Annotated in this window: 19 protein-coding genes; 10 read left to right on the top strand and 9 right to left on the bottom strand. The window is 64.7% G+C overall.

Going from position 1 to position 19,433, the window contains the following annotated elements; all coding sequences use genetic code 11:
- Window positions 1-14: 14 nt before the first annotated feature.
- From fdhF to fdhD, 3 genes are all read left to right on the top strand, one after another.
- Entirely contained in the window at window positions 15-2,849 is a 2,835-nt protein-coding gene (gene fdhF / locus DXK50_RS02105) for a formate dehydrogenase subunit alpha (protein WP_212629190.1), read from the top strand.
- 97 nt (window positions 2,850-2,946) lie between these two features.
- Complete coding sequence (locus DXK50_RS02100) at window positions 2,947-3,195, top strand: formate dehydrogenase subunit delta (RefSeq protein WP_161865765.1); 249 nt, start codon at window positions 2,947-2,949, stop codon at window positions 3,193-3,195.
- A gap of 70 nt (window positions 3,196-3,265) precedes the next feature.
- Window positions 3,266-4,090: a formate dehydrogenase accessory sulfurtransferase FdhD gene (gene fdhD, locus DXK50_RS02095; RefSeq protein ID WP_212629189.1), complete on the top strand. Its 825-nt coding sequence runs from the start codon at window positions 3,266-3,268 to the stop codon at window positions 4,088-4,090.
- Between the two features lie 250 nt (window positions 4,091-4,340).
- Here fdhD and yrfG read toward each other — a convergent pair whose 3' ends face one another.
- Window positions 4,341-5,003 carry a GMP/IMP nucleotidase gene (gene yrfG, locus DXK50_RS02090; RefSeq protein WP_161865767.1) on the bottom strand — a complete coding sequence of 221 codons (663 nt, stop codon included), beginning with the start codon at window positions 5,001-5,003 and terminating at the stop codon, window positions 4,341-4,343.
- Window positions 5,004-5,128: 125 nt separating this feature from the next.
- Between yrfG and nudE the strand changes: the two genes are divergently transcribed.
- Window positions 5,129-5,695, top strand: coding sequence for an ADP compounds hydrolase NudE (nudE, locus tag DXK50_RS02085; protein ID WP_041976195.1), 567 nt, complete (start codon window positions 5,129-5,131; stop codon window positions 5,693-5,695).
- On the top strand, window positions 5,692-6,516 hold the full coding sequence (gene cysQ / locus DXK50_RS02080; protein WP_212629188.1) for a 3'(2'),5'-bisphosphate nucleotidase CysQ: 825 nt from the start codon (window positions 5,692-5,694) through the stop codon (window positions 6,514-6,516). The genes nudE and cysQ overlap by 4 nt, the downstream gene beginning before the upstream one ends.
- Before the next feature lie 102 nt (window positions 6,517-6,618).
- Here the strand turns inward: cysQ and DXK50_RS02075 are convergent, their stop codons facing one another.
- The 8 genes from DXK50_RS02075 to gshB form a co-directional block, all read right to left on the bottom strand.
- Window positions 6,619-8,526, bottom strand: coding sequence for a beta-ketoacyl synthase (locus tag DXK50_RS02075; protein WP_212629187.1), 1,908 nt, complete (start codon window positions 8,524-8,526; stop codon window positions 6,619-6,621).
- Window positions 8,527-8,783: 257 nt separating this feature from the next.
- Window positions 8,784-10,055, bottom strand: a complete 1,272-nt coding sequence (locus DXK50_RS02070; protein WP_212629186.1) for a dihydroorotase — start codon at window positions 10,053-10,055, stop codon at window positions 8,784-8,786.
- Entirely contained in the window at window positions 10,055-11,062 is a 1,008-nt protein-coding gene (locus DXK50_RS02065) for an aspartate carbamoyltransferase catalytic subunit (RefSeq protein WP_011920651.1), read from the bottom strand. Before DXK50_RS02065 ends, DXK50_RS02070 begins: the two co-directional genes overlap by 1 nt.
- An 11-nt stretch (window positions 11,063-11,073) precedes the next feature.
- Window positions 11,074-11,577 (bottom strand): bifunctional pyr operon transcriptional regulator/uracil phosphoribosyltransferase PyrR, encoded by a 504-nt coding sequence (gene pyrR / locus DXK50_RS02060; RefSeq protein WP_161865772.1) that lies wholly within the window; start codon window positions 11,575-11,577, stop codon window positions 11,074-11,076.
- Between the two features lie 30 nt (window positions 11,578-11,607).
- Window positions 11,608-12,045 (bottom strand): Holliday junction resolvase RuvX, encoded by a 438-nt coding sequence (gene ruvX / locus DXK50_RS02055; protein ID WP_099522898.1) that lies wholly within the window; start codon window positions 12,043-12,045, stop codon window positions 11,608-11,610.
- The gene (locus tag DXK50_RS02050) at window positions 12,042-12,611 is read right to left on the bottom strand and encodes a YqgE/AlgH family protein (protein WP_212629185.1); all 570 of its coding nucleotides are present in this window, start codon (window positions 12,609-12,611) and stop codon (window positions 12,042-12,044) included. Before DXK50_RS02050 ends, ruvX begins: the two co-directional genes overlap by 4 nt.
- A gap of 170 nt (window positions 12,612-12,781) precedes the next feature.
- Complete coding sequence (locus tag DXK50_RS02045) at window positions 12,782-13,678, bottom strand: energy transducer TonB (RefSeq protein WP_212629184.1); 897 nt, start codon at window positions 13,676-13,678, stop codon at window positions 12,782-12,784.
- Between the two features lie 88 nt (window positions 13,679-13,766).
- Window positions 13,767-14,723, bottom strand: a complete 957-nt coding sequence (gene gshB / locus DXK50_RS02040) for a glutathione synthase (RefSeq protein ID WP_212629183.1) — start codon at window positions 14,721-14,723, stop codon at window positions 13,767-13,769.
- A gap of 241 nt (window positions 14,724-14,964) precedes the next feature.
- Here gshB and pilG point away from each other — a divergent pair, with 241 nt between their 5' ends.
- From pilG to DXK50_RS02015, 5 genes are all read left to right on the top strand, one after another.
- Window positions 14,965-15,372 carry a twitching motility response regulator PilG gene (gene pilG, locus DXK50_RS02035; RefSeq protein WP_003458788.1) on the top strand — a complete coding sequence of 136 codons (408 nt, stop codon included), beginning with the start codon at window positions 14,965-14,967 and terminating at the stop codon, window positions 15,370-15,372.
- 47 nt (window positions 15,373-15,419) lie between these two features.
- Window positions 15,420-15,785: a twitching motility response regulator PilH gene (pilH, locus tag DXK50_RS02030; RefSeq protein ID WP_013713612.1), complete on the top strand. Its 366-nt coding sequence runs from the start codon at window positions 15,420-15,422 to the stop codon at window positions 15,783-15,785.
- 45 nt (window positions 15,786-15,830) lie between these two features.
- Window positions 15,831-16,370, top strand: coding sequence for a chemotaxis protein CheW (locus DXK50_RS02025; protein WP_161865776.1), 540 nt, complete (start codon window positions 15,831-15,833; stop codon window positions 16,368-16,370).
- Window positions 16,371-16,451: 81 nt separating this feature from the next.
- Window positions 16,452-18,488 carry a methyl-accepting chemotaxis protein gene (locus DXK50_RS02020; protein WP_161865777.1) on the top strand — a complete coding sequence of 679 codons (2,037 nt, stop codon included), beginning with the start codon at window positions 16,452-16,454 and terminating at the stop codon, window positions 18,486-18,488.
- Between the two features lie 60 nt (window positions 18,489-18,548).
- A complete protein-coding gene (locus DXK50_RS02015) occupies window positions 18,549-19,409 on the top strand; it encodes a protein-glutamate O-methyltransferase (RefSeq protein WP_161865850.1) in 861 nt (286 codons plus the stop codon).
- The last annotated feature ends 24 nt before the right edge of the window (window positions 19,410-19,433 follow it).

Here is a 19,433-nt window from a genome sequence, read left to right as displayed (position 1 = left end):
CCGGAGGCGTCACCATGGCCCTGTATCGTGAACTCGACTATGGCACCCCTGCTCGCAGCGGTGCTCCGGTAACCCTGGAAATCGACGGCAACGCCATCACCGTGCCGGCCGGCACCTCGCTGATGCGTGCGGCTCAGGAGGCCGGTATCGCCGTGCCCAAGCTGTGCGCCAGCGACAGCCTGGAACCGTTCGGCTCGTGCCGCCTGTGCATGGTGGAAATCGAAGGCCGCCGCGGCTTCCCGGCGTCCTGCACCACCCCGGTGGAGCCGGGCATGGTGGTGCGCACGCAGAGCCCGAAACTGGCCGAACTGCGTCGCGGCACCATGGAACTGTATATCTCCGACCACCCGCTGGACTGCCTGACCTGCTCGGCCAACGGTAACTGCGAGCTGCAGGACATGGCCGGTGTGGTCGGCCTGCGCGAAGTGCGCTACGACCCGGTGAAGACTCACCTGGCCGAGGCCAAGGACGAGTCCAACCCCTATTTCAGCTACGACCCGTCCAAGTGCATCGTCTGCAACCGCTGCGTGCGCGCCTGCGAGGAAGTGCAGGGCACCTTCGCCCTGACCATCGACGGCCGCGGCTTCGATTCGCGCGTGGCTGCCGGCCAGGCCGAGGATTTCCTCGACTCCGAGTGCGTGTCCTGCGGCGCCTGCGTCAACGCCTGCCCGACCGCCACGCTGATGGAAAAGTCGGTGATCGAGCTGGGCCAGGCCGAGCGCAGCGTCACCACCACCTGCGCCTACTGCGGCGTCGGCTGCTCGTTCAACGCCGAGGTCAAGGGCAACACCGTGGTGCGCATGGTGCCGAACAAGAACGGCCACGCCAACCACGGCCACGCCTGCGTCAAGGGCCGCTTCGCCTGGGGCTACGCGACCCACCCGGACCGCATCAAGACGCCGATGATCCGCGACAGCATCCATGAGCCGTGGCGCTCGGTGAGCTGGGACGAGGCCATCGGCTACGCCGCCCGGCGCTTCAAGGAGATCCAGGCGCAATACGGCCGCAATGCGGTCGGCGGTCTGACCTCCTCGCGCTGCACCAACGAGGAAACCTACCTGGTGCAGAAGCTGGTGCGCGCCGCCTTCGGCAACAACAACGTCGATACCTGCGCCCGCGTCTGCCATTCGCCGACCGGCTACGGTCTGAAGGTGACCCTCGGCGAGTCCGCCGGTACCCAGGATTTCGACTCGGTGCTGTCCGCCGATGTGGTGCTGGTGATCGGTGCCAACCCCACCGACGGCCACCCGGTGTTCGGCTCGCAGCTCAAGCGCCGCCTGCGCCAGGGCGCCAAGCTGATCGTCGCCGACCCGCGCGGCATCGACCTGGTGCGCAGCCCGCACATCCGCGCCGAGCACCACCTGCAACTGCGTCCTGGCAGCAACGTCGCCCTGCTCAACAGCCTGGGCCACGTGATCGTCACCGAGGGCCTGGTCAACGAAGCCTTCGTCGCCGAGCGCTGCGAGGCAGAAGGCTTCGAGCAATGGCGCACCTTCGTCAGCGAACAACGCAACAGCCCCGAGGCCATGGAGGCCCTGACCGGCGTGCCGGCCGCCTCGGTGCGCGCTGCTGCGCGGCTGTACGCTACCGGTGGCAACGCGGCGATCTACTACGGCCTGGGCGTCACCGAGCACAGCCAGGGCTCGTCCACCGTGATGGCGATCGCCAACCTGGCCATGGCCACTGGCAATATCGGCCGTCCGGGCGTCGGCGTGAACCCGCTGCGCGGACAGAACAACGTGCAGGGCTCCTGCGACATGGGCTCCTTCCCCCATGAGCTGCCGGGCTACCGCCACGTTTCCGATCCGGTAGCGCGGCCGCAGTTCGAGGCCGCCTGGGGCGTCAAGCTGCTCGACGAGCCGGGCCTGCGCATCCCCAACATGTTGGCTGCTGCGCATGCCGGCACCTTCAAGGGCATGTACATCCAGGGCGAGGACCCGGCGCAGTCCGACCCCGACACCCAGCACGTCACCGATGCACTCAAGGCCATGGAGTGCGTGGTGATCCAGGACCTATTCCTCAACGAAACCGCCAAGTACGCCCACGTGTTCCTGCCTGGCGCCTCCTTCCTGGAGAAGAACGGCACCTTCACCAACGCCGAGCGGCGCATTTCGCCGGTGCGCAAGGTGATGCCGGCGCTGGCCGGCAAGGAAGACTGGGAAGTGACCGTGGCGTTGTCCAACGCCCTCGGCTACCCGATGAACTACAAGCATCCGTCCGAGATCATGGACGAGATCGCCGCGCTGACGCCGACTTTCACCGGTGTCAGCTACGCCAAGCTCGACCGCATGGGCAGCATCCAGTGGCCGTGCAATGACGAGGCCCCGGAAGGCACGCCGATCATGCACGAGGACGCCTTCGTGCGTGGCAAGGGTCGCTTCGTGGTCACCGAGTTCATCCCGACCGAGGAGCGCACCTCGCGCAAGCGGCCGCTGGTGCTGACCACCGGGCGCATCCTTTCGCAGTACAACGTCGGTGCGCAGACCCGGCGTACCGCCAACAAGGCCTGGCACGCCGAGGATATCCTCGAGCTGCACCCTGTGGACGCCGAGGATCGCGGCATCAAGGATGGCGACTGGGTCGGCATCAACAGCCGTGCCGGCGAGACGGTGATGCGCGCCAAGGTCACCGAGCGCATGCAGCCGGGTGTGGTGTACACCACCTTCCACCATCCGGAATCCGGCGCCAACGTGATCACCACCGACAACTCCGACTGGGCCACCAACTGCCCGGAGTACAAGGTCACCGCGGTGCAGGTGCGCAAGGTCGAGACGCCGTCCGACTGGCAGCAGGAGTTCGATAGCTTCACCCGCGAGCAGGTCAGCCTGCTGCCGGTGGTGCAGCTATGATGCTGCAACCAACGCAGATGGCAGGGGTGCGTGGTGCGCGCCCCTGCCGCGCTAACCTGTTCCTTGCGGCTTGCCGAACAACCAGCGGAGCACAGCCATGGGCATGAACGCCACGCAACTGATCAAGATGGCCAACCAGATCGGTGCCTTTTTCGCCTCCCAGCCCGACCAGGAGCAGGCGCGTAGCGAGTACGCCCAGCATCTGCGTCGTCAGTGGGACCCGCAGATGCGCACGGCGCTTTACGCTCACCTGGACGCCAGCGGTGGCGAGGGGCTGAGCGATTTCGTGCTGCAGGTGCTGCGCGATTTGCGCGGGCAGATCGCGCCGCAGGCTGCTACTGTCTGAGTGCTGCAATCCGGCTGTTTCGCAGGGCACCGCCAGGCGCCCTGCGATCATTGCGAGGAATCCGCATCACATGACTCACCGTGCACCACGACCACTTGCCGATGAAATTGCCGCCAGCCCGGCAGCGGGCGGCTACGCCTATGCCGAGCTGGACGAGACCGCCAGCCAGGGGCATGCGGTGCTGGCCGAGGAATGTGCGCTGGCTATCGCCTACAACGGCATCAGCCATGCAGTGATGATGGTGTCGCCCAGTGCACTGGAGGATTTCGTCGTCGGCTTCAGCCTGACGTCTGCAGTCGTGGCGGCGGCCGAGGACATCTACGACATCCAGCTCAAGCGCGCGGGTGAGGCGTTCAGCGCCGACGTGGAGATTTCCAGTCGTGCCTTCTGGGCGCTCAAGCAGCAGCGGCGCAATCTGGCCGGTACCAGTGGTTGCGGCCTGTGTGGCGTCGAGGCACTGGAGCAGGCGCTGCCGCAACTCGACACCCTGAGCGTCAACCCGCTGCCACCGGCCGCGCACCTGGCCGACCTGCGTACGCGCATCGGTGAAGTGCAGAAGCTGGCGCGCCAAAGCGGCGCGCTGCACGCGGCGCTGTTCGTCGACGAGTCTGGTGAGATCGTCCTGTGCCGCGAAGACATTGGCCGGCACAACGCGCTGGACAAGCTGATCGGCGCGCTAAACCGTGAAAACCGCGACGCCCGCCGCGGCTTTGCCGTGGTCACCAGTCGCTGCAGCCTGGAACTGATCCACAAGGCGGTGCGCGCCGGTTTCGCCAGCCTGGTCAGCCTGTCGGCACCGACCGAACTGTGCGTGCGCTGGGCGCGTCGGCACCGTCTCAACCTCATCCACCTGCCGCATCACAGCGCGCCGCGCGTATACAGCCCGGCGCCCTAGCTCTCGCTTGGTAGCCGGATGCAATCCGGGAAAATCCTCGAAGAGCGTCCCTAATGCTGTTCACTTAAGAAACGGTCAAACACGATCAGTCCCCTCGCCCCTTTGGGGAGAGGGTTAGGGGGAAACCGGCGGTTTCGCGGCGTTTTCGGCCCTCTCCCCCAGCTCCTCTCCCATGAATGGGAGAGGAGAGCAAAACGTGTGCAACCTTAAGTGGACAGTATTACGAAGAGCGTCCCGGATTGCATCCGGGCTACAGGCCCTGCAGCAACTCCTGGTAATCCTCCACCGCGTCGAATTCTTCGGTGTCCTTGGGCCCGGCCTGGCTGTCCGGCTGACGCACGGCAAGCAGGTGGGCGACACCGAACTGTCCGGCGCTACGAAGAATCGGCAGGCTGTCGTCGATGAACAGGCTGCGCGCCGGATCGAAGCCGACGTCCTGACGCAGGGAGAACCAGAACTGCTGGTTCTCCTTGGGAAAACCGTAGTCGTGAGAGCTGATCAGGCGCTCGAACCAGGGCGCCAGTTCCACCCGTTCCATCTTCAACGACAGCGAATCGCGATGTGCGTTGGTGATCAGCACCACACGCTTGCCGGCCTCGCGCAGGGCGCGAAGGAACAGCTCGGCGTCCGGGCGCAGGGCGATCAGGTCGGCGACCTCACGCTTGAGTTCGCGGATCGACAGTTTCAGCTCGCGGCTCCAGAAGTCCGTGCAGTACCAGTTCAGTGTGCCGGCGTGCTGGCGAAACAGCGGCAGCAGCTCGGCCTCGGCCAGCGCCAGACTGATGCCATGGTGCTCGGCATAACGCTGCGGCAGGTGCTTGAGCCAGAAGTGATTGTCGAAATGCAGATCGAGCAGGGTGCCGTCCATGTCCAGCAGGACGGTGTCGATCTGGTGCCAGGGTAGTGAAGACATGGGCGCGCCTGGTGATGAAAGTCGTGAATCTGCCGGCGCGCGTCGCGAACGCGCAATCTGCGCCGGGGATAATCGCAAAAGCCGCGGTATGATAACGCGCCAGGTCAGGCCAAGGAGTTTACCCCATGCGTCAGAAGCCCACGGTTCTCGCTCGTGAGATCGTCGCCAGCAGTCGCCTGTTCCGTGTCGAGGAGGTGCAGTTGCGCTTTTCCAACGGGACCGAGCGCACCTATGAGCGACTGGTCGGCAAGGGGGCCGGCTATGGCGCGGTGATGGTGGTGGCAATGCTCGACGCCGAGCATGCCGTATTGGTCGAGGAATACTGCGGCGGCACCGATGACTATCAGCTGTCATTGCCCAAGGGGCTGATCGAGCCGGGTGAAGACGTGCTGGTGGCGGCCAATCGCGAGCTCAAGGAGGAGGCGGGGTTCGGCGCACATGAGCTGGAGTACATCACCGAGCTGAGCCTGTCGCCCGGTTACATGAGTCAGAAGATCCAGGTAGTGCTGGCGCGCGATCTGTATGAGGAGCGCCTACCGGGGGATGAGCCCGAGCCGATGCGGGTCGACCGCATCAGCCTGCGCGAGCTGTCCAGCCTGGCCCAGCACGAGCAGTTCAGCGAGGGCCGCGCCCTGGCCGCGCTTTATCTGGTACGCGACCTGCTCACCCAGCGTGGGGAGTATCGTCCGTGAGCCATCCCTATGTCCCTCCGGTAATCGAACTGGTACGCGCTGCAGGCGCTGCGACCCTGCCGTACTGGCGCAGCGATGTGGCGGTGACGGAGAAGGCCGATGCCTCTCCGGTCACTGCCGCCGACCTGGCCGCGCACCATATCCTGCTCGATGGCCTGCAGGCGCTGGCGCCGGATATTCCGGTGCTGTCGGAGGAGGCCGCCGATATTCCGCTGGCCGAGCGCGCCGCCTGGACGCGCTGGTGGCTGGTCGATCCGCTCGATGGCACCAAGGAGTTTATCGCCGGCTCCGAGGAGTTCACCGTCAACGTCGCGCTGATCGAGCAGGGCCGCGTGGTCTTCGGTGTGGTCGGCATTCCGGCCAATGGCCGTTGCTATTACGGCGGCGCCGGTCTGGGCGCCTGGCGCAGCGAAGCGCCGGGTGAAGAGCAGTCGATCAGCGTGCGTGTGGCACCAGCGCAGGATTTCACTCTGGTGGCCAGCAAGCGCCATTCGAGCCCGGCGCAGGAAACCCTGCTCGCAGGCCTGGCTGAGCGTTTCGGCGAGCCGGCGCTGGCCAATATCGGCAGCTCGCTGAAGTTTTGTCTGCTGGCCGAAGGCAATGCCGATTGCTACCCGCGTCTGGCGCCCACCTCGCAGTGGGACACCGCTGCAGCGCAGGGCGTGCTGGAAGGGGCGGGCGGCGAAGTGCTGAATCTGGCCGGCGAAGTGCTGACCTACGAGGCGCGCGAATCCTTCCTCAACCCCTCGTTTCTGGCCTTGCCGGCCGCCGCCGGTTGGCGAGGCGAGCTGATCGAGTTGGCGCGCAACCTACAGCGTTGACGCTTTACCTGTAGGAGCGAGCTCTGCCCGCGAATCTTGGCGATCCAGAAGCTTCGCGAGCAGAGCTCGCTCCTACGGATTGGTGCGTCTTTGGCGCTTTGCTCAATCGAGCATATCGCTGTAGCGCTCGTCCTTCCTGAACACCAGCGGCTGATCGAAGCCCGGCACCTTCACTTCTTCGGTGGTGATGGAGATCGCCTGGTCGTCGATCATGTCGTTGCCGAAGTTGTAGATGATGTCCAGCTTGCCCTGCAGCGCCTGCTGGTCGTAGGCGGCTGCGGCGGCGCGGGTGCCCTCGCGGCGGGCAAGGTAGGCATCGAAGGCGGCCTGGCCATGGCGCTTGCGCAGCATGCGCTCGACCACATGCGGGGCCAGCACCAGGGCGCTGGCGTTGTTGCCGCCAAAACCCTTGGAGTTGATGAAGGCCACGTCCAGCGCGTGCTCACCCACCTTACGGTCTTCGGTGGACAGGCTCAGGTGATCCTGATGCACGTCGCCAGCGACCGCGTCGATGGTCTTGATGCCCGGCACGATGCCGTACTTGAAGGCGCCGAGGGCACCGATCACCTGGTCGCCGCTGGCGGTGGCCAGGGAGTGGCCGACGAAGGCTTTCACTGCCGTGACCGGCCACTGTTCGATGCCGAAGGCCGCCGCGACGCGGTCGAGAATCTCCGACTCGGTGACGCGGTTGGCCGGGGTGCTGGAGCCATGGGCATGCACGAAGCTGCGGCTGCGCACGGCATCCAGGCCGAGCAGTTGCACGGCGCTGGCCACGGCCTTGGCCACGGTCAGGTAGTTGCCCGGGCCGGGCGCGGAAATGGATTTCTTGAAACCGTCAGCGTTGATGAACACGTCCGGCACGGCGCCGTGAATGTCGGCACCCAACTCCAGCGCAAGCTCGTCGTCCATCAGCACCACGAACTGGCAGGCTTCGGCCAGGGTGAAGCCGCAGTTGTCGCCGAACGGGCGGCTGGCGCGGCGGAAGTCCACGTCCTGCTTGCCCTCGATCTGACGCAGTCCTTCTTCGGTAGCCAGCGCGCCCATGGCGCCGTAACCCTCGATGCACTCCTGGTTGATCGGCGCCTCGCTGCTGCCGACGATGACCACGCGCGCCTTGCCTGCGGCGATCTGCTCGATGCCCTTCTGCAGGTTGTAGAGGAAGGTGGCGCAGGCACCGGTAATGCTGCCGGTGGTGCCGACGCTGCCGAGCACGTAGGCGTTGATGAAGTCGGCCGGCATGGTGTTCAGGCCCAGGGCCAGCTGCTTGGCGGTGACGCGGCCGCCTTTGAGGCGCGACTGCATCATGCCGCCGAAGCCGTTCTCGTCGAGCTGGCTCATGATGCAGCTGGCGAACACGGCGATCTCGTCCGGGGCGACATGTTGAACGATGCGCTGCCAGTCGATGCCCACCGAACGCAGGGCGTCGGTGACGCCGACCACGGTCATGGCCAGGCCGCGTGGGTGAAAACGTGCGTTGTACAGCTCGCTGGGCTCGAAACCGGTGGGCAGCTGGCCGGCTGACTTAACCGCCAGCGGGCGATAGCTGTCGACCTTGAATTCGCAGCTGTCGTGCAGGGTGACACGCACCTCATTGCCTTCGAGCTCTTCGACCGACCAGTTGGCCGGCAATGGCTCGGGCAGTTGTTTGCGCTGGGTGATGAAGCTCAGGCTGGCGCCATCGGCGGGGGCGACGCCGATGCTCTTTTGCCAGTGGGCGGCGTCCGGGTCCAGATGCTGCTTCTCGATGCGGCGCACCAGTGTGCCTGCGAATATCTGCTTGGCGTAGCGGCTTTCGATGTCGGCCAGGCTCAGCGCCTGGCCGTCCTGATCCTGATACTGGCCATCGACCACGCGTACCAGCTTCATCATCTGCGCAAGCCCGGCCAGGGTTTCCTGGCGTGCCTGAGGCTCCAGCGACTCCTGCACGGTACGACGAAAACCATGGTGGAAGGAGCTGCGCCCGGCTGCGTTGTAACCCCCAAAACCCACGATCACAGGTAAGCGCGACATAACTCAAAAGCTCCTGAACAAGGCCAGCGCGACGCCAGGCCGGCGCCAGTGGGCGCGAGCGGGGTCATAGGGCGGTGGCATTTGGAAAATTTCGGCTGCCTAACCTGACGTGGATCATGACTGTCGAGTCACTCATTCGTCCAATGTCGTGGCAAGTGCGGCGCGTGTCGCGCTTGGGATGGGGCGTCATCAGGGGCGTAGGGTGCGCTTGGCGCACCCACGGACAACAAGCCCGCCAAATGGCGGGCTCGAAGGGCTCAGCCCTGGTAGCTGATATGTCCGTCGACCAGGGTGTAGCGCACCGCGCCGGGCAGGCAATGGCCGATGAACGGGCAGTTGCTGCCCTTGGAATACCACTGCTCACCGGCGACGGTGGAAGCCTGCGCATCGAACAGGACGATATCGGCGGCGGCGCCGACGCTGAGCGTGCCGGCCGGCAGGCGCAGTGCGGCTGCCGGGCCGCTGGACAGACGCGCCAGCAGTGTCGGCAGATCGAGCAGGCCGTCCTGCACCAGGCTCATGGCCAGCGGGAGCAGCAACTGCACGCTGCTGATGCCCGGCTCGGTGTCGGCGAAGGGCGCCAGCTTGGCGTCGCGCTCGTGCGGCTGGTGATGGCTGGCGATGGCCGAGATCACTCCGGCCTTCACCGCCTCGCGCAGGCCGTCGCGGTCGGCGCGCGAGCGCAGCGGCGGCTGCACGTGGTAGAGGCTGGAGAAATCGATCAGCGCCTCGTCGGTGAGAATCAGCTGGTACAGCGCCACATCGGCGGTCACCGGCAGGCCGCGGGCCTGAGCATTGGCGATCAGTTCGGCGCCACGGGCGCTGGTGATCTGGCTGAAGTGCGCGCGCACGCCGCTTTGTTCCACCAGCAGCAGGTCGCGGGCCAGGGCCACGGTCTCGGCGGTTTCCGGGATGCCGGCCAGACCGAGGAAGCTGGCGGTCGGGCCCTCGTGCGCCAGGCCGCCTTCGGCCAGGTCGGCATCCTGCGAGTGGAAGATCACCTGCAGGTCGAAGGTGGCCGCGTATTCCAGCGCGCGTCGCAGGGTGCGGCTGCTGCGGAAGTTGTCCAGGCCGTTGCCGAAGGCCACGCAGCCGGCATCGCGCAGGGCGACCAGCTCGGCCAACTGCTCGCCGGCCAGGCCCTTGCTCAGTGCGCCGATGGGGAAGACCTTGGTGTGTCCGGCTTCGCGGGCGCGATCGAGGATCAGCTCGGCCACCGCCGAGGTGTCCAGCACCGGTTTGGTGATCGGCGGGCAGCACAGGCTGGTGACGCCGCCAGCGGCCGCAGCCAGGGTTTCCGTGGCAATGCTGCCCTTGCGGCTGTAGCCCGGCTCGCGCAGGGCCACGGACAGGTCGACCAGGCCAGGCGCGGCGATCAGGCCCTGGGCCTCGAGCGTCTTGTCGGCAGTGAAACCGGCCGGGGCCTGGCCGATGGCGGCCAGCTTGCCGCCGTCGATATAGAGGTCGGCGACCCTGTCCAGACCGATGGCCGGGTCGATCACACGGGCGCCGAGGATTGCGGTACGCATCAGTTGGCCTCCTCGGCGTTGAGTTGACGTTGGGCGTTCTGCCCGCTCATGGCCATCGACAGCACGGCCATGCGAATGGCGATGCCATAGGTGACCTGGTTGAGGATCACCGACTGCGGGCCGTCGGCCACCGCCGACTCGATCTCCACGCCGCGGTTGATCGGGCCCGGGTGCATCACCAGGGCATCGGGCTTGGCCAGTTTCAGGCGCTGCTCGGTAAGGCCGAACAGGCGGTAGAACTCGCCCTCGCTGGGCAGCAGGCCGCCCTGCATGCGCTCGCGCTGCAGGCGCAGCATGATCACCACGTCGACGTCCTTGAGGCCTTCGTTGGCGTCGCTGAATACGCGCACGCCGTAGCTTTCCTCGAGGCCGATGGGCAACAGGGTCTTCGGCGCGATCACGCGGATGTCCGGGCAGCCCAGAGTCTTCAGCGCCAGCATGTTCGAGCGCGCCACCCGCGAGTGCAGGATATCGCCGACGATGGCCACCGAAAGATTCTCGAAGTCGCCCTTGTGGCGGCGGATGGTGAGCATGTCGAGCATGCCCTGAGTCGGGTGCGCGTGGCGGCCGTCGCCACCGTTGATGATCGCCAGGTTCGGGCACACGTGCTCGGCGATGAAGTGCGCGGCGCCGGAGTCGGCATGGCGCACGACGAAGATGTCGGCGGCCATGGCCTCGAGGTTGCGCAGGGTGTCGAACAGCGTCTCCCCCTTGCTGGTGGAGCTGGTCGACACGTTCAGGCTGATGACGTCGGCCGACAGGCGCTGGGCGGCCAGCTCGAAGGTGGTGCGGGTGCGCGTGGAGTTCTCGAAGAACACGTTGCACACGGTCTTGCCACGCAGCAGCGGGACTTTCTTCACCGCCCGCGCGCCGACTTCGAGGAAGGAGTCGGCGGTGTCGAGGATTTCGGTCAACAGCTCGCGGGGCAGGCCGTCGAGTGAGAGGAAGTGACGCAGCTGACCTTGGTCGTTCAGCTGCAGCGGGCGCTTGGCGGCGAGTGGCGTCATCGCGGGGAGTCTCAGTTGGCGAGCGTCTGGAGTTCGAGGGTCAGCGGCGTGGGGCCGGACAATTTTACCCGCTCGTTGGTCGCCAGCGACAGGGTGGCGCCGACCACGTCCGGGCGGATCGGCAAATCGCGGGCGTTGAGGTCGAGCAGGCTGACCAGGGTCACGCTGGCCGGGCGGCCATAGTCGAACAGTTCGTTCAGCGCGGCGCGGATGGTGCGCCCGCTCATCAGCACGTCGTCGATCAGCACCAGATGCTGGCCCTCGATCTCGAACGGCAACTCGGACGGTTGAACCTGTGGGTGCAGACCGTTCTGGGTGAAGTCGTCACGGTAGAAGGAGACGTCGAGGATGCCAAGGGCGTCATCACGTCCCAGCGCCTGTAGCAGGGCCTGGGCGACCCAGACGCCGCCGGTGCGGATGCCGATGAAGCGCGGATCCAGAATCTGGCGTTGGTTCAGATGCCGGGTCAGCGCATTGGCCATGGCCGGCAGCAGGTCGTTGGGGTTCGGTAGCATGGCGAAACTCCTTGGTGCGGGCCGAGTCGCTCAGCCCGTGCAGTTTTCCTCTAGCCAGCCCTGCAGTAGCAGAGCGGCGGCAATGGCATCGACCGGGCGCTCACGATAACCCCCACTCTGGCCTTCGCGCAGGCGCTGGCCCTTGGCCTCGAAGGTGGTCAGGCGCTCGTCGTGGGTGTAGGCGGGCAGGTTGAAGCGGCCATTGAGGCGGCGGGCAAATTTCTCGGCGCGGGCGCTCATCTCGCTGGGCGTGCCGTCCATGTTCAGCGGCAGGCCGACTACCACGGCGTCCGGCTGCCACTCCTTGATCAGCGCTTCGACGCGGCTCCAGTCCGGCACGCCGTTCTGCGCCTTGAGCACGCACAGCTCACGGGCCTGGCCGGTGATCACCTGGCCGACGGCGACGCCGATCTGCTTGGTGCCATAGTCGAAGCCCAGCAACAGGCGCAGTGGCTTGTCACTCATCAGGCGTGCCCGACCTGCGAGGTCAGCAGGCTGAGGTTGACCCCCAGGCGTGCTGCCGCGGCATCGAGGCGCTGGTCAAAGGGCAGGTCGAAAAGAATGCTGCTGTCGGCGGGGCAGGTCAGCCAGGCGTTGTCGGCCAGCTCCGCTTCCAGTTGCCCGGCTTCCCAGCCGGCGTAGCCGAGGGTGATCAGGTACTTGTCCGGGCCAGTGCCATCGGCGATGGCGAACAGCACGTCCTGCGAAGTGGACAGGCCCAGTTCACCCAGCTCCAGGGTTGCCTGGAACTGCGGGCCGGCCGGGTGCAGGACGAAACCACGGTCGGTCTGCACCGGGCCGCCGGCGAAGATCGGCAGGCTGTGGCACAGCGCTGCGGGCTCTTCATCGGGGCGCAATTGTTCGAGCACTTCGGCCAGATTGAGGCCGTTGGGCTTGTTGATCACCAGGCCCATCGCGCCCTGCTCGTTGTGTTCGACCAGGTAGGTGACGGTCTGGGCAAAGTTCGGATCGGCCATGTGCGGCATGGCGATCAGAAAATGGTGCTTGAGCGAGATGGGGGCTGAGTTCTTCATGACGCCTAGTTTCAGCTTTAAGGCGCCGGGCTTCAAGCTGTAGGGCAGTTCAGCTGCAGGGCAGGGACGACGTGCAGGTAGCCCGGATGGAATCCGGGGTGGTGGTGAGGTTCCCGGATTTCATCCGGGCTACGGATAGCGGCGCAGGACAGGCCGCGTGTACCTCGGGACTAGTTGCTCGACAGCCGATCACCGCGCTCGAAGCGCCAGGTGCGGATGATTTCCAGGCGGTCGATATCGGCCAGGTCGCCGGTGAAGGGCGCATAGGGTGCGGCCAGGCGCACGATGCGTTGCGCGGCCTGGTCCAGTACGGCCTGGCCCGAGGACTCCAGCACCTGCACTTCATACAGTGAGCCATCGCGGTTGATCGACACCAGCAGGCGCAGGCTGCCGTAGATGCGCTGGCGACGGGCGTCGTCCGGATAATTGAGGTTGCCGATGCGTTCGACCTTCTTGCGCCACTCGTCCTTGTACCAGGCGCCCTTGTCGCGCATGGTCGAGGCGGCGTTGAGGCGGTGGATCTTCGGGCGCTTGGCGTAGGCCTGAACTTCCTGCGCCAGTTCGGCTTCCAGACTGGCGATTTCTGCCGAGAGCTGGGCAGAGTCGAATACCGGTGCCGGGCGCGTTTCCGGAACCGGTTTGGCTTCCTCGCGTTTGACCGGCGTCTTCTGTTGCTGTGGTGCGCGCGTGGCGACGGCCGCTTTGGGCGCTTCCTGCTTGGTGGCGGGTTGCTGCGGCGTCGCCGGCGGTGTGACCTTGCGCGCCTCGCTGTCCTGGAACGGGGCCTGCTCGGTGGTCTTGGGCGCAGCGGCGTGTTCCAGCGTGCCGCTGCCTTGCTGGTTGTCCTGGGCGAGAAAGTCCGCCTCCTTGGGCTTATCTTCGCTCTTGAAGGTCGACAGGGTGATTTCCAGCGTCTTGCTGATCTCCGGCGGCGACTCCAGGGTGAAGCCGATGCCAAGAATCAGTGCCACATGCAGGGCAGCGGCGAGAAACAGGGTGAACCCCAGGCGATCCGCCGGGCGGACGGTAGCGGAAGAGGTGGAGGGCGGGGTAGCGGCTGCGTTCATCGCGTATCGGGTCTGCGTTCGAATGGGGCGCAGTCTGCCGGGTAGCGGTGGGCGCCTGCAAGTTGCAGGCGCCAGGCTGCCACCTGCGTCAAGCTTTTAGCCCGCGCTTGCTGGCAATGCAGTCCATCAGGCGTTCACCGATACGAGTATCGAAAGCGGCATCGATCTCGCGGATGCAGGTCGGACTGGTGACGTTGATTTCCGTCAGGTGCTCGCCGATGACGTCGAGTCCGACGAATATCAGCCCTTTTTCGCGCAGGGTCGGGCCGACTGCAGTGGCGATCTCGCGGTCGCGTTCGGTCAGCGGCCTGGCTTCGCCACGCCCGCCTGCAGCCAGGTTGCCGCGGGTTTCTCCGGCGGCCGGGATGCGCGCCAGGCAGTAGGGTACCGGTTCCCCGTCTATCATCAGGATGCGCTTGTCGCCGTCCTTGATGGCCGGCAGATAGGCCTGCACCATGATCTGCTGCTGGCCGTGCAGGGTCAGGGTTTCCAGAATCACCGAGAGGTTGGGGTCGCCTGCGCGGTGGCGAAAGATCTGCGATCCGCCCATGCCATCAAGGGGTTTGAGAATGATGTCACGGTGCTCATCGGCAAACTGGCGCACAATATCGGCGCGCCGACTGACCAGGGTCGGCGGCGTGTATTGGGGAAACTGGGTGGCGAAGAACTTTTCATTGCAGTCGCGCAGGCTCTGCGGCCGATTGACCACCAGTACGCCGTCGCGCTCCGCCTGCTCGAGCAGGTAGGTGGAGTAGACGAATTCGTTATCGAAGGGCGGGTCCTTGCGCATGAGAATCACATCCAGCTCGGCGAGCGGGGTGTCCTGTTCCATGCCCAAGGTGAACCAGCGCTGCGGGTCATTGAACACTTCCAGTGGGCGCAGGCGGGCACGAGCCTGACCGCGAACCTGGTAGAGATCCTGCTGCTCCATGTAGAACAGCGACCAGCCGCGTGCTTGAGCGGCCAGCAACATGGCCAGCGAGCTGTCCTTCTTGAAGGAGATGCTGGCAATCGGATCCATGACGATCCCGAGACGAAGGCTCATGGGGGTAACTCTCCGCGAGATAAAGGTAGAGGCCGGGTTGGCCATGCCGTAAGAGGCTGTCAGGGTGGCGTCGGCCGGGGGCTTGGTCAAGGCCTGGCACTGTCCCGGCAGGCTTTATAGATTGCATCTGGAGAGTGTGCTAAAAAGGCCCGACGATTGGGTCAAGCCCCATCGGCGACTGGGCCTCAGGCATACTGATAACGCGAATATAACGACTCACCGAGGCGATGGTAGGGCGAACATGGAACAGCATTCCGAGGGTTTGAAAGTGATGGTGATCGACGACTCGAAAACGATTCGTCGCACCGCCGAAACTCTGCTGAAAAAAGTGGGTTGTGATGTCATCACCGCGGTCGATGGCTTCGATGCCCTGGCCAAGATTGCCGACACTCACCCGAGCATCATCTTTGTCGACATCATGATGCCGCGTCTCGATGGGTATCAGACCTGTGCCCTGATCAAGAACAACAGTGCCTTCAAATCCACCCCGGTGATCATGCTGTCCTCCAAGGATGGCCTGTTCGACAAGGCCAAGGGCCGCATCGTCGGTTCCGATCAATATCTGACCAAGCCCTTCAGCAAGGAAGAGCTGCTCGGTGCGATCAAAGCCCATGTACCGGACTTCACCCCGGTGGAACAAGCCTCCTGACGCACCGGCCTCACGGCCCCTGCGTCTCTTCTGCATTGGGAAACACCATGGCTCGAATTCTGATTGTTGATGACTCCCCGACCGAGATGTACAAACTGACCGCCATGCTGGAAAAGCACGGCCATCAGGTACTGAAGGCGGAAAACGGCGCCGACGGCGTTGCCCTGGCCCGCCAGGAAAAGCCGGACGCGGTGCTGATGGATATCGTCATGCCCGGTCTCAACGGTTTCCAGGCGACCCGTCAGCTGACCAAGGACGCTGAAACCAGCCACATCCCGGTGATCATCGTCACCACCAAGGATCAGGAAACCGACAAGGTCTGGGGCAAGCGCCAGGGCGCCAAGGATTACCTGACCAAGCCGGTCGACGAAGACACCTTGCTGAAAACTCTCAATGCGGTACTGGCCGGCTGACGCCGTGCTGTCCGCTCATTGAATAAAAAGAAGGCCACGGCTGGCATGTCGGACGCGCAGACTCCTTACCAGATCCTCCTCGAGATCGACCAGCGTTGCCGGGCCCTGGCGGCTGGCCTGCCGTCGCAACAGGCGGCGGTGCAGACCTGGAGCGGTATCGGCTTTCGCATGGGCGAGCGGTTCTTCGTCGCGCCGATGGGGGAGGTGGGCGAGGTCCTGCACGAACCGCGCTACACCCTGCTGCCGGGTGTGAAGAGCTGGGTCAAAGGGGTGGCCAACGTGCGTGGCCGCCTTTTACCGATCATGGACCTGTGCGGGTTCTTCGGTCATGAACTGTCGCCGCTGCGCAAGCTGCGGCGAGTCCTGGTGGTCGATCACCAGGAAATTTTCGCCGGCCTGACGGTCGACGAAGTTTTCGGTATGCAGCATTTCCCCGTGGATGCCTTCTCAGAACAACTGCCGCCTCTCGAGGCGAGCATTGCGCCGTTCATCCACGGTGTTTTTCAACGGGAACAGCCCTGGTTGGTGTTCAGCCCTCACGCGCTGACGGCCGATCCGGGCTTTCTCGATGTGTCCTATCAATAGATTTTCGGTTGGGTCGGTTCTTCCGGCTCTTTGGCGTTACATGGGAACCCTAGTGCGGTCGGTCCAGGCGGGGGCCAGATAATGAAAAAACTCAATGCAGGCAATTTATTGGCGGGGGCACGCAGCAGTACGCTGATCGCAGCGCTGTTCGTCGTGCTTATCGTTTCCATCGTGCTGTTGTTCGCGAACTTCGCCTACATCAACACCCAGTCCAACTACGATACCGAGTACATCAGTCACTCCGGTGAGCTGCGCGTGCTGTCCCAGCGTATCGCCAAGAACGCCACGGAAGCGGCGGCGGGTACTGCCGAAGCCTTCGGTCTGTTGCGCGATGCACGCAACGACTTCCAGCAGCGCTGGGGCTACCTTACCGATGGTGACGCCAGCAGCGGTTTGCCGCCGGCGCCGGAGTCGGTGCAGGCGCAGATGGCGGCGGTACAGCAGGACTGGGATAACCTGCGGCAGAACACCGACGCCATTCTCGCCAGCGAGCAGACCGTACTGTCGCTGCACCAGGTAGCCGCCACCCTGGCGGAAACCATTCCGCAGCTGCAGGTCGAGTACGAGGAAGTGGTCGACATCCTGCTGGAAAGCGGTGCGCCGGCCGCCCAGGTTTCCGTGGCCCAGCGTCAGTCGCTGCTGGCTGAACGTATCCTCGGTTCGGTGAACAAGGTACTGGCCGGTGACGAAGACTCGGTACAGGCCGCCGACATGTTCGGTCGTGATGCCAGCCTGTTCGGTCGTGTACTGGCGGCGATGCTCGAAGGCAACGCGGCAATGGAAATCAGCCAGGTCACCGACGAGGAAGCCCTCGAACGTCTGGCAGAGATTTCCGAGCTGTTCGAATTCGTATCCGGTTCGGTGGACGAGATTCTCGAGACCTCGCCGGAACTGTTCCAGGTGCGTGAATCGGCGAACTCGATCTTCACCGTGTCGCAGACCCTGCTGGACAAGGCGTCCGATCTGGCTGGGGGCTTCGAGGATCTGGCCGACGGCCGTGCGCTCAACACCCTGTTCGGCTATGTGCTGGGTGCTCTGGCGCTGGGTTCGATCATTCTCATCGGTCTGGTGATGGTGCGTGAAACCAACCGTCGTCTGGCCGAAACCGCCGAGAAGAACGAACGTAACCAGGCAGCGATTCTGCGTCTGCTCGATGAAATCGCCGACCTCGCCGACGGTGACCTGACCGTGGCTGCGACGGTAACCGAAGACTTCACCGGTGCCATCGCCGACTCCATCAACTACTCCATCGACCAGCTGCGCGACCTGGTGGCGACCATCAACCTGACCGCCGTTCAGGTAGCCGGTGCGGCCCAGGAAACCCAGGCCACGGCGATGCACCTGGCCGAAGCGTCCGAGCACCAGGCGCAGGAAATCGCCGGTGCCTCCGCGGCGATCAACGAGATGGCCGTGTCGATTGACCAAGTATCGGCGAACGCCTCGGAATCCTCCGCGGTAGCGGAACGTTCCGTAGCCATCGCCAACAAGGGCAACGAGGTCGTACACAACACCATCACCGGCATGGATAACATCCGTGAGCAGATCCAGGACACCTCGAAGCGGATCAAGCGCCTCGGTGAATCGTCCCAGGAGATCGGTGACATCGTAAGCCTGATTAACGACATTGCCGACCAGACCAACATCCTCGCACTGAACGCCGCGATCCAGGCGTCCATGGCCGGTGATGCGGGCCGCGGCTTCGCCGTGGTAGCTGACGAGGTACAACGCCTCGCAGAACGTTCCTCGGCGGCGACCAAGCAGATCGAGGCGCTGGTAAAAACCATTCAGACCGACACCAACGAAGCCGTTATCTCCATGGAGCAGACGACTTCCGAAGTGGTGCGCGGTGCCCGCCTGGCGCAGGACGCCGGTGTGGCACTGGAAGAGATCGAGAAGGTATCGAAGACCCTCGCGGCCCTCATCCAGAACATTTCCAACGCCGCCCGTCAGCAGGCCTCTTCGGCCGGCCACATTTCCAACACCATGAACGTGATCCAGGAGATCACCTCGCAGACGTCCTCGGGTACCACCGCCACCGCCAAGAGCATTGGTAACCTGGCCAAGATGGCCAGCGAGATGCGCAAGTCGGTGTCCGGCTTCACCCTGCCAGACGCCTGATAAAGGAGCGCGGAGGCTGGCTGCAGCCTCCGCATCACAGCCATGACCCAGGGCGAAGGTATGCAGTCAGCGGGCGTTTGGGCATTGCGCCCGGTGACCGATATGTCGCAAGCCGATTTCCACGACTGGCAGACGCTGCTTGAGGCGCGTACCGGTGTGGTGATCAGCGAGCAGCGGCGCGCATTCCTGCAGACCAACCTGAGTGCGCGCATGCGCGAACTGGGCGTCGAGGATTACGCCAGCTACTACCGTCAGGTTACCGACGGTCCGCGTGGCGCGGTGGAGTGGTCGACCCTGCTGGATCGACTGACCGTGCAGGAAACCCGTTTCTTCCGTCATCCGCCTTCCTTCGAGGTGCTCTCGCAGTACCTGCAGGAACGTCTGGCGGCAGGTCTGAGCAAACCCTGGGAGTTCTGGAGCGTGGGCTGCTCCAGTGGTGAGGAGCCTTATTCGCTGGCGATTCTGGCCGCCGAGGCCCTGCAGGGCAGCGAATTGCCCGAGCATTTCGCAGTGACCGGTACGGATATCAGTCAGGGAGCACTGAGCAAGGCGCGCGAGGCGTGCTATTCGGTGCGGCGTCTGGAGCAGGTGAATGACGAACTGCGCGAGCGCTACTTTCTTGCGCAGGCCGATGGACGTTTCAAGGTGGTACCGAGCCTGGCGGCGCGCGTGTGCTGCGCCCGGCTCAATGTGCTGGAACTGGCCAAGGCGCCGATGTCCGGCATGGACGTGATTTTCTGCCAGAACTTGCTGATCTATTTCCGCCGCTGGCGTCGCCGCGACATCCTCAACCGCCTGGCCGAGAGCCTGGCGCCGGGTGGCCTGCTGGTCGTGGGCGTGGGCGAAGTAGCCGGTTGGCAGCACCCGCAACTGGTGCCGGTGCCTGACGAGCGAGTTCTGGCGTTTACCCGCAAGGGATAAGGCCAAGTTTATGAGTGGAGTGGC

The organism is Pseudomonas sp. KB-10, assembly GCF_018221585.1.
In the GTDB taxonomy this organism is placed as follows: Bacteria; Pseudomonadota; Gammaproteobacteria; order Pseudomonadales; family Pseudomonadaceae; genus Aquipseudomonas; species Aquipseudomonas yangonensis.
This window is presented reverse-complemented; position numbering and strand designations above follow the sequence as displayed.

Excerpts from the sequence above, each read along its gene's own strand:
- fdhF (WP_212629190.1), top strand. The coding sequence starts at position 15 with ATGGCCCTGTATCGTGAACTCGACTATGGCACCCCTGCTCGCAGCGGT.
- DXK50_RS02100 (WP_161865765.1), top strand. The coding sequence starts at position 2,947 with ATGGGCATGAACGCCACGCAACTGATCAAGATGGCCAACCAGATCGGT.
- fdhD (WP_212629189.1), top strand. The coding sequence starts at position 3,266 with ATGACTCACCGTGCACCACGACCACTTGCCGATGAAATTGCCGCCAGC.
- yrfG (WP_161865767.1), bottom strand. The coding sequence starts at position 5,003 with ATGTCTTCACTACCCTGGCACCAGATCGACACCGTCCTGCTGGACATG.
- nudE (WP_041976195.1), top strand. The coding sequence starts at position 5,129 with ATGCGTCAGAAGCCCACGGTTCTCGCTCGTGAGATCGTCGCCAGCAGT.
- DXK50_RS02075 (WP_212629187.1), bottom strand. The coding sequence starts at position 8,526 with ATGTCGCGCTTACCTGTGATCGTGGGTTTTGGGGGTTACAACGCAGCC.
- DXK50_RS02070 (WP_212629186.1), bottom strand. The coding sequence starts at position 10,055 with ATGCGTACCGCAATCCTCGGCGCCCGTGTGATCGACCCGGCCATCGGT.
- DXK50_RS02065 (WP_011920651.1), bottom strand. The coding sequence starts at position 11,062 with ATGACGCCACTCGCCGCCAAGCGCCCGCTGCAGCTGAACGACCAAGGT.
- pyrR (WP_161865772.1), bottom strand. The coding sequence starts at position 11,577 with ATGCTACCGAACCCCAACGACCTGCTGCCGGCCATGGCCAATGCGCTG.
- DXK50_RS02050 (WP_212629185.1), bottom strand. The coding sequence starts at position 12,611 with ATGAAGAACTCAGCCCCCATCTCGCTCAAGCACCATTTTCTGATCGCC.
- DXK50_RS02045 (WP_212629184.1), bottom strand. The coding sequence starts at position 13,678 with ATGAACGCAGCCGCTACCCCGCCCTCCACCTCTTCCGCTACCGTCCGC.
- gshB (WP_212629183.1), bottom strand. The coding sequence starts at position 14,723 with ATGAGCCTTCGTCTCGGGATCGTCATGGATCCGATTGCCAGCATCTCC.
- pilG (WP_003458788.1), top strand. The coding sequence starts at position 14,965 with ATGGAACAGCATTCCGAGGGTTTGAAAGTGATGGTGATCGACGACTCG.
- pilH (WP_013713612.1), top strand. The coding sequence starts at position 15,420 with ATGGCTCGAATTCTGATTGTTGATGACTCCCCGACCGAGATGTACAAA.
- DXK50_RS02025 (WP_161865776.1), top strand. The coding sequence starts at position 15,831 with ATGTCGGACGCGCAGACTCCTTACCAGATCCTCCTCGAGATCGACCAG.
- DXK50_RS02020 (WP_161865777.1), top strand. The coding sequence starts at position 16,452 with ATGAAAAAACTCAATGCAGGCAATTTATTGGCGGGGGCACGCAGCAGT.
- DXK50_RS02015 (WP_161865850.1), top strand. The coding sequence starts at position 18,549 with ATGCAGTCAGCGGGCGTTTGGGCATTGCGCCCGGTGACCGATATGTCG.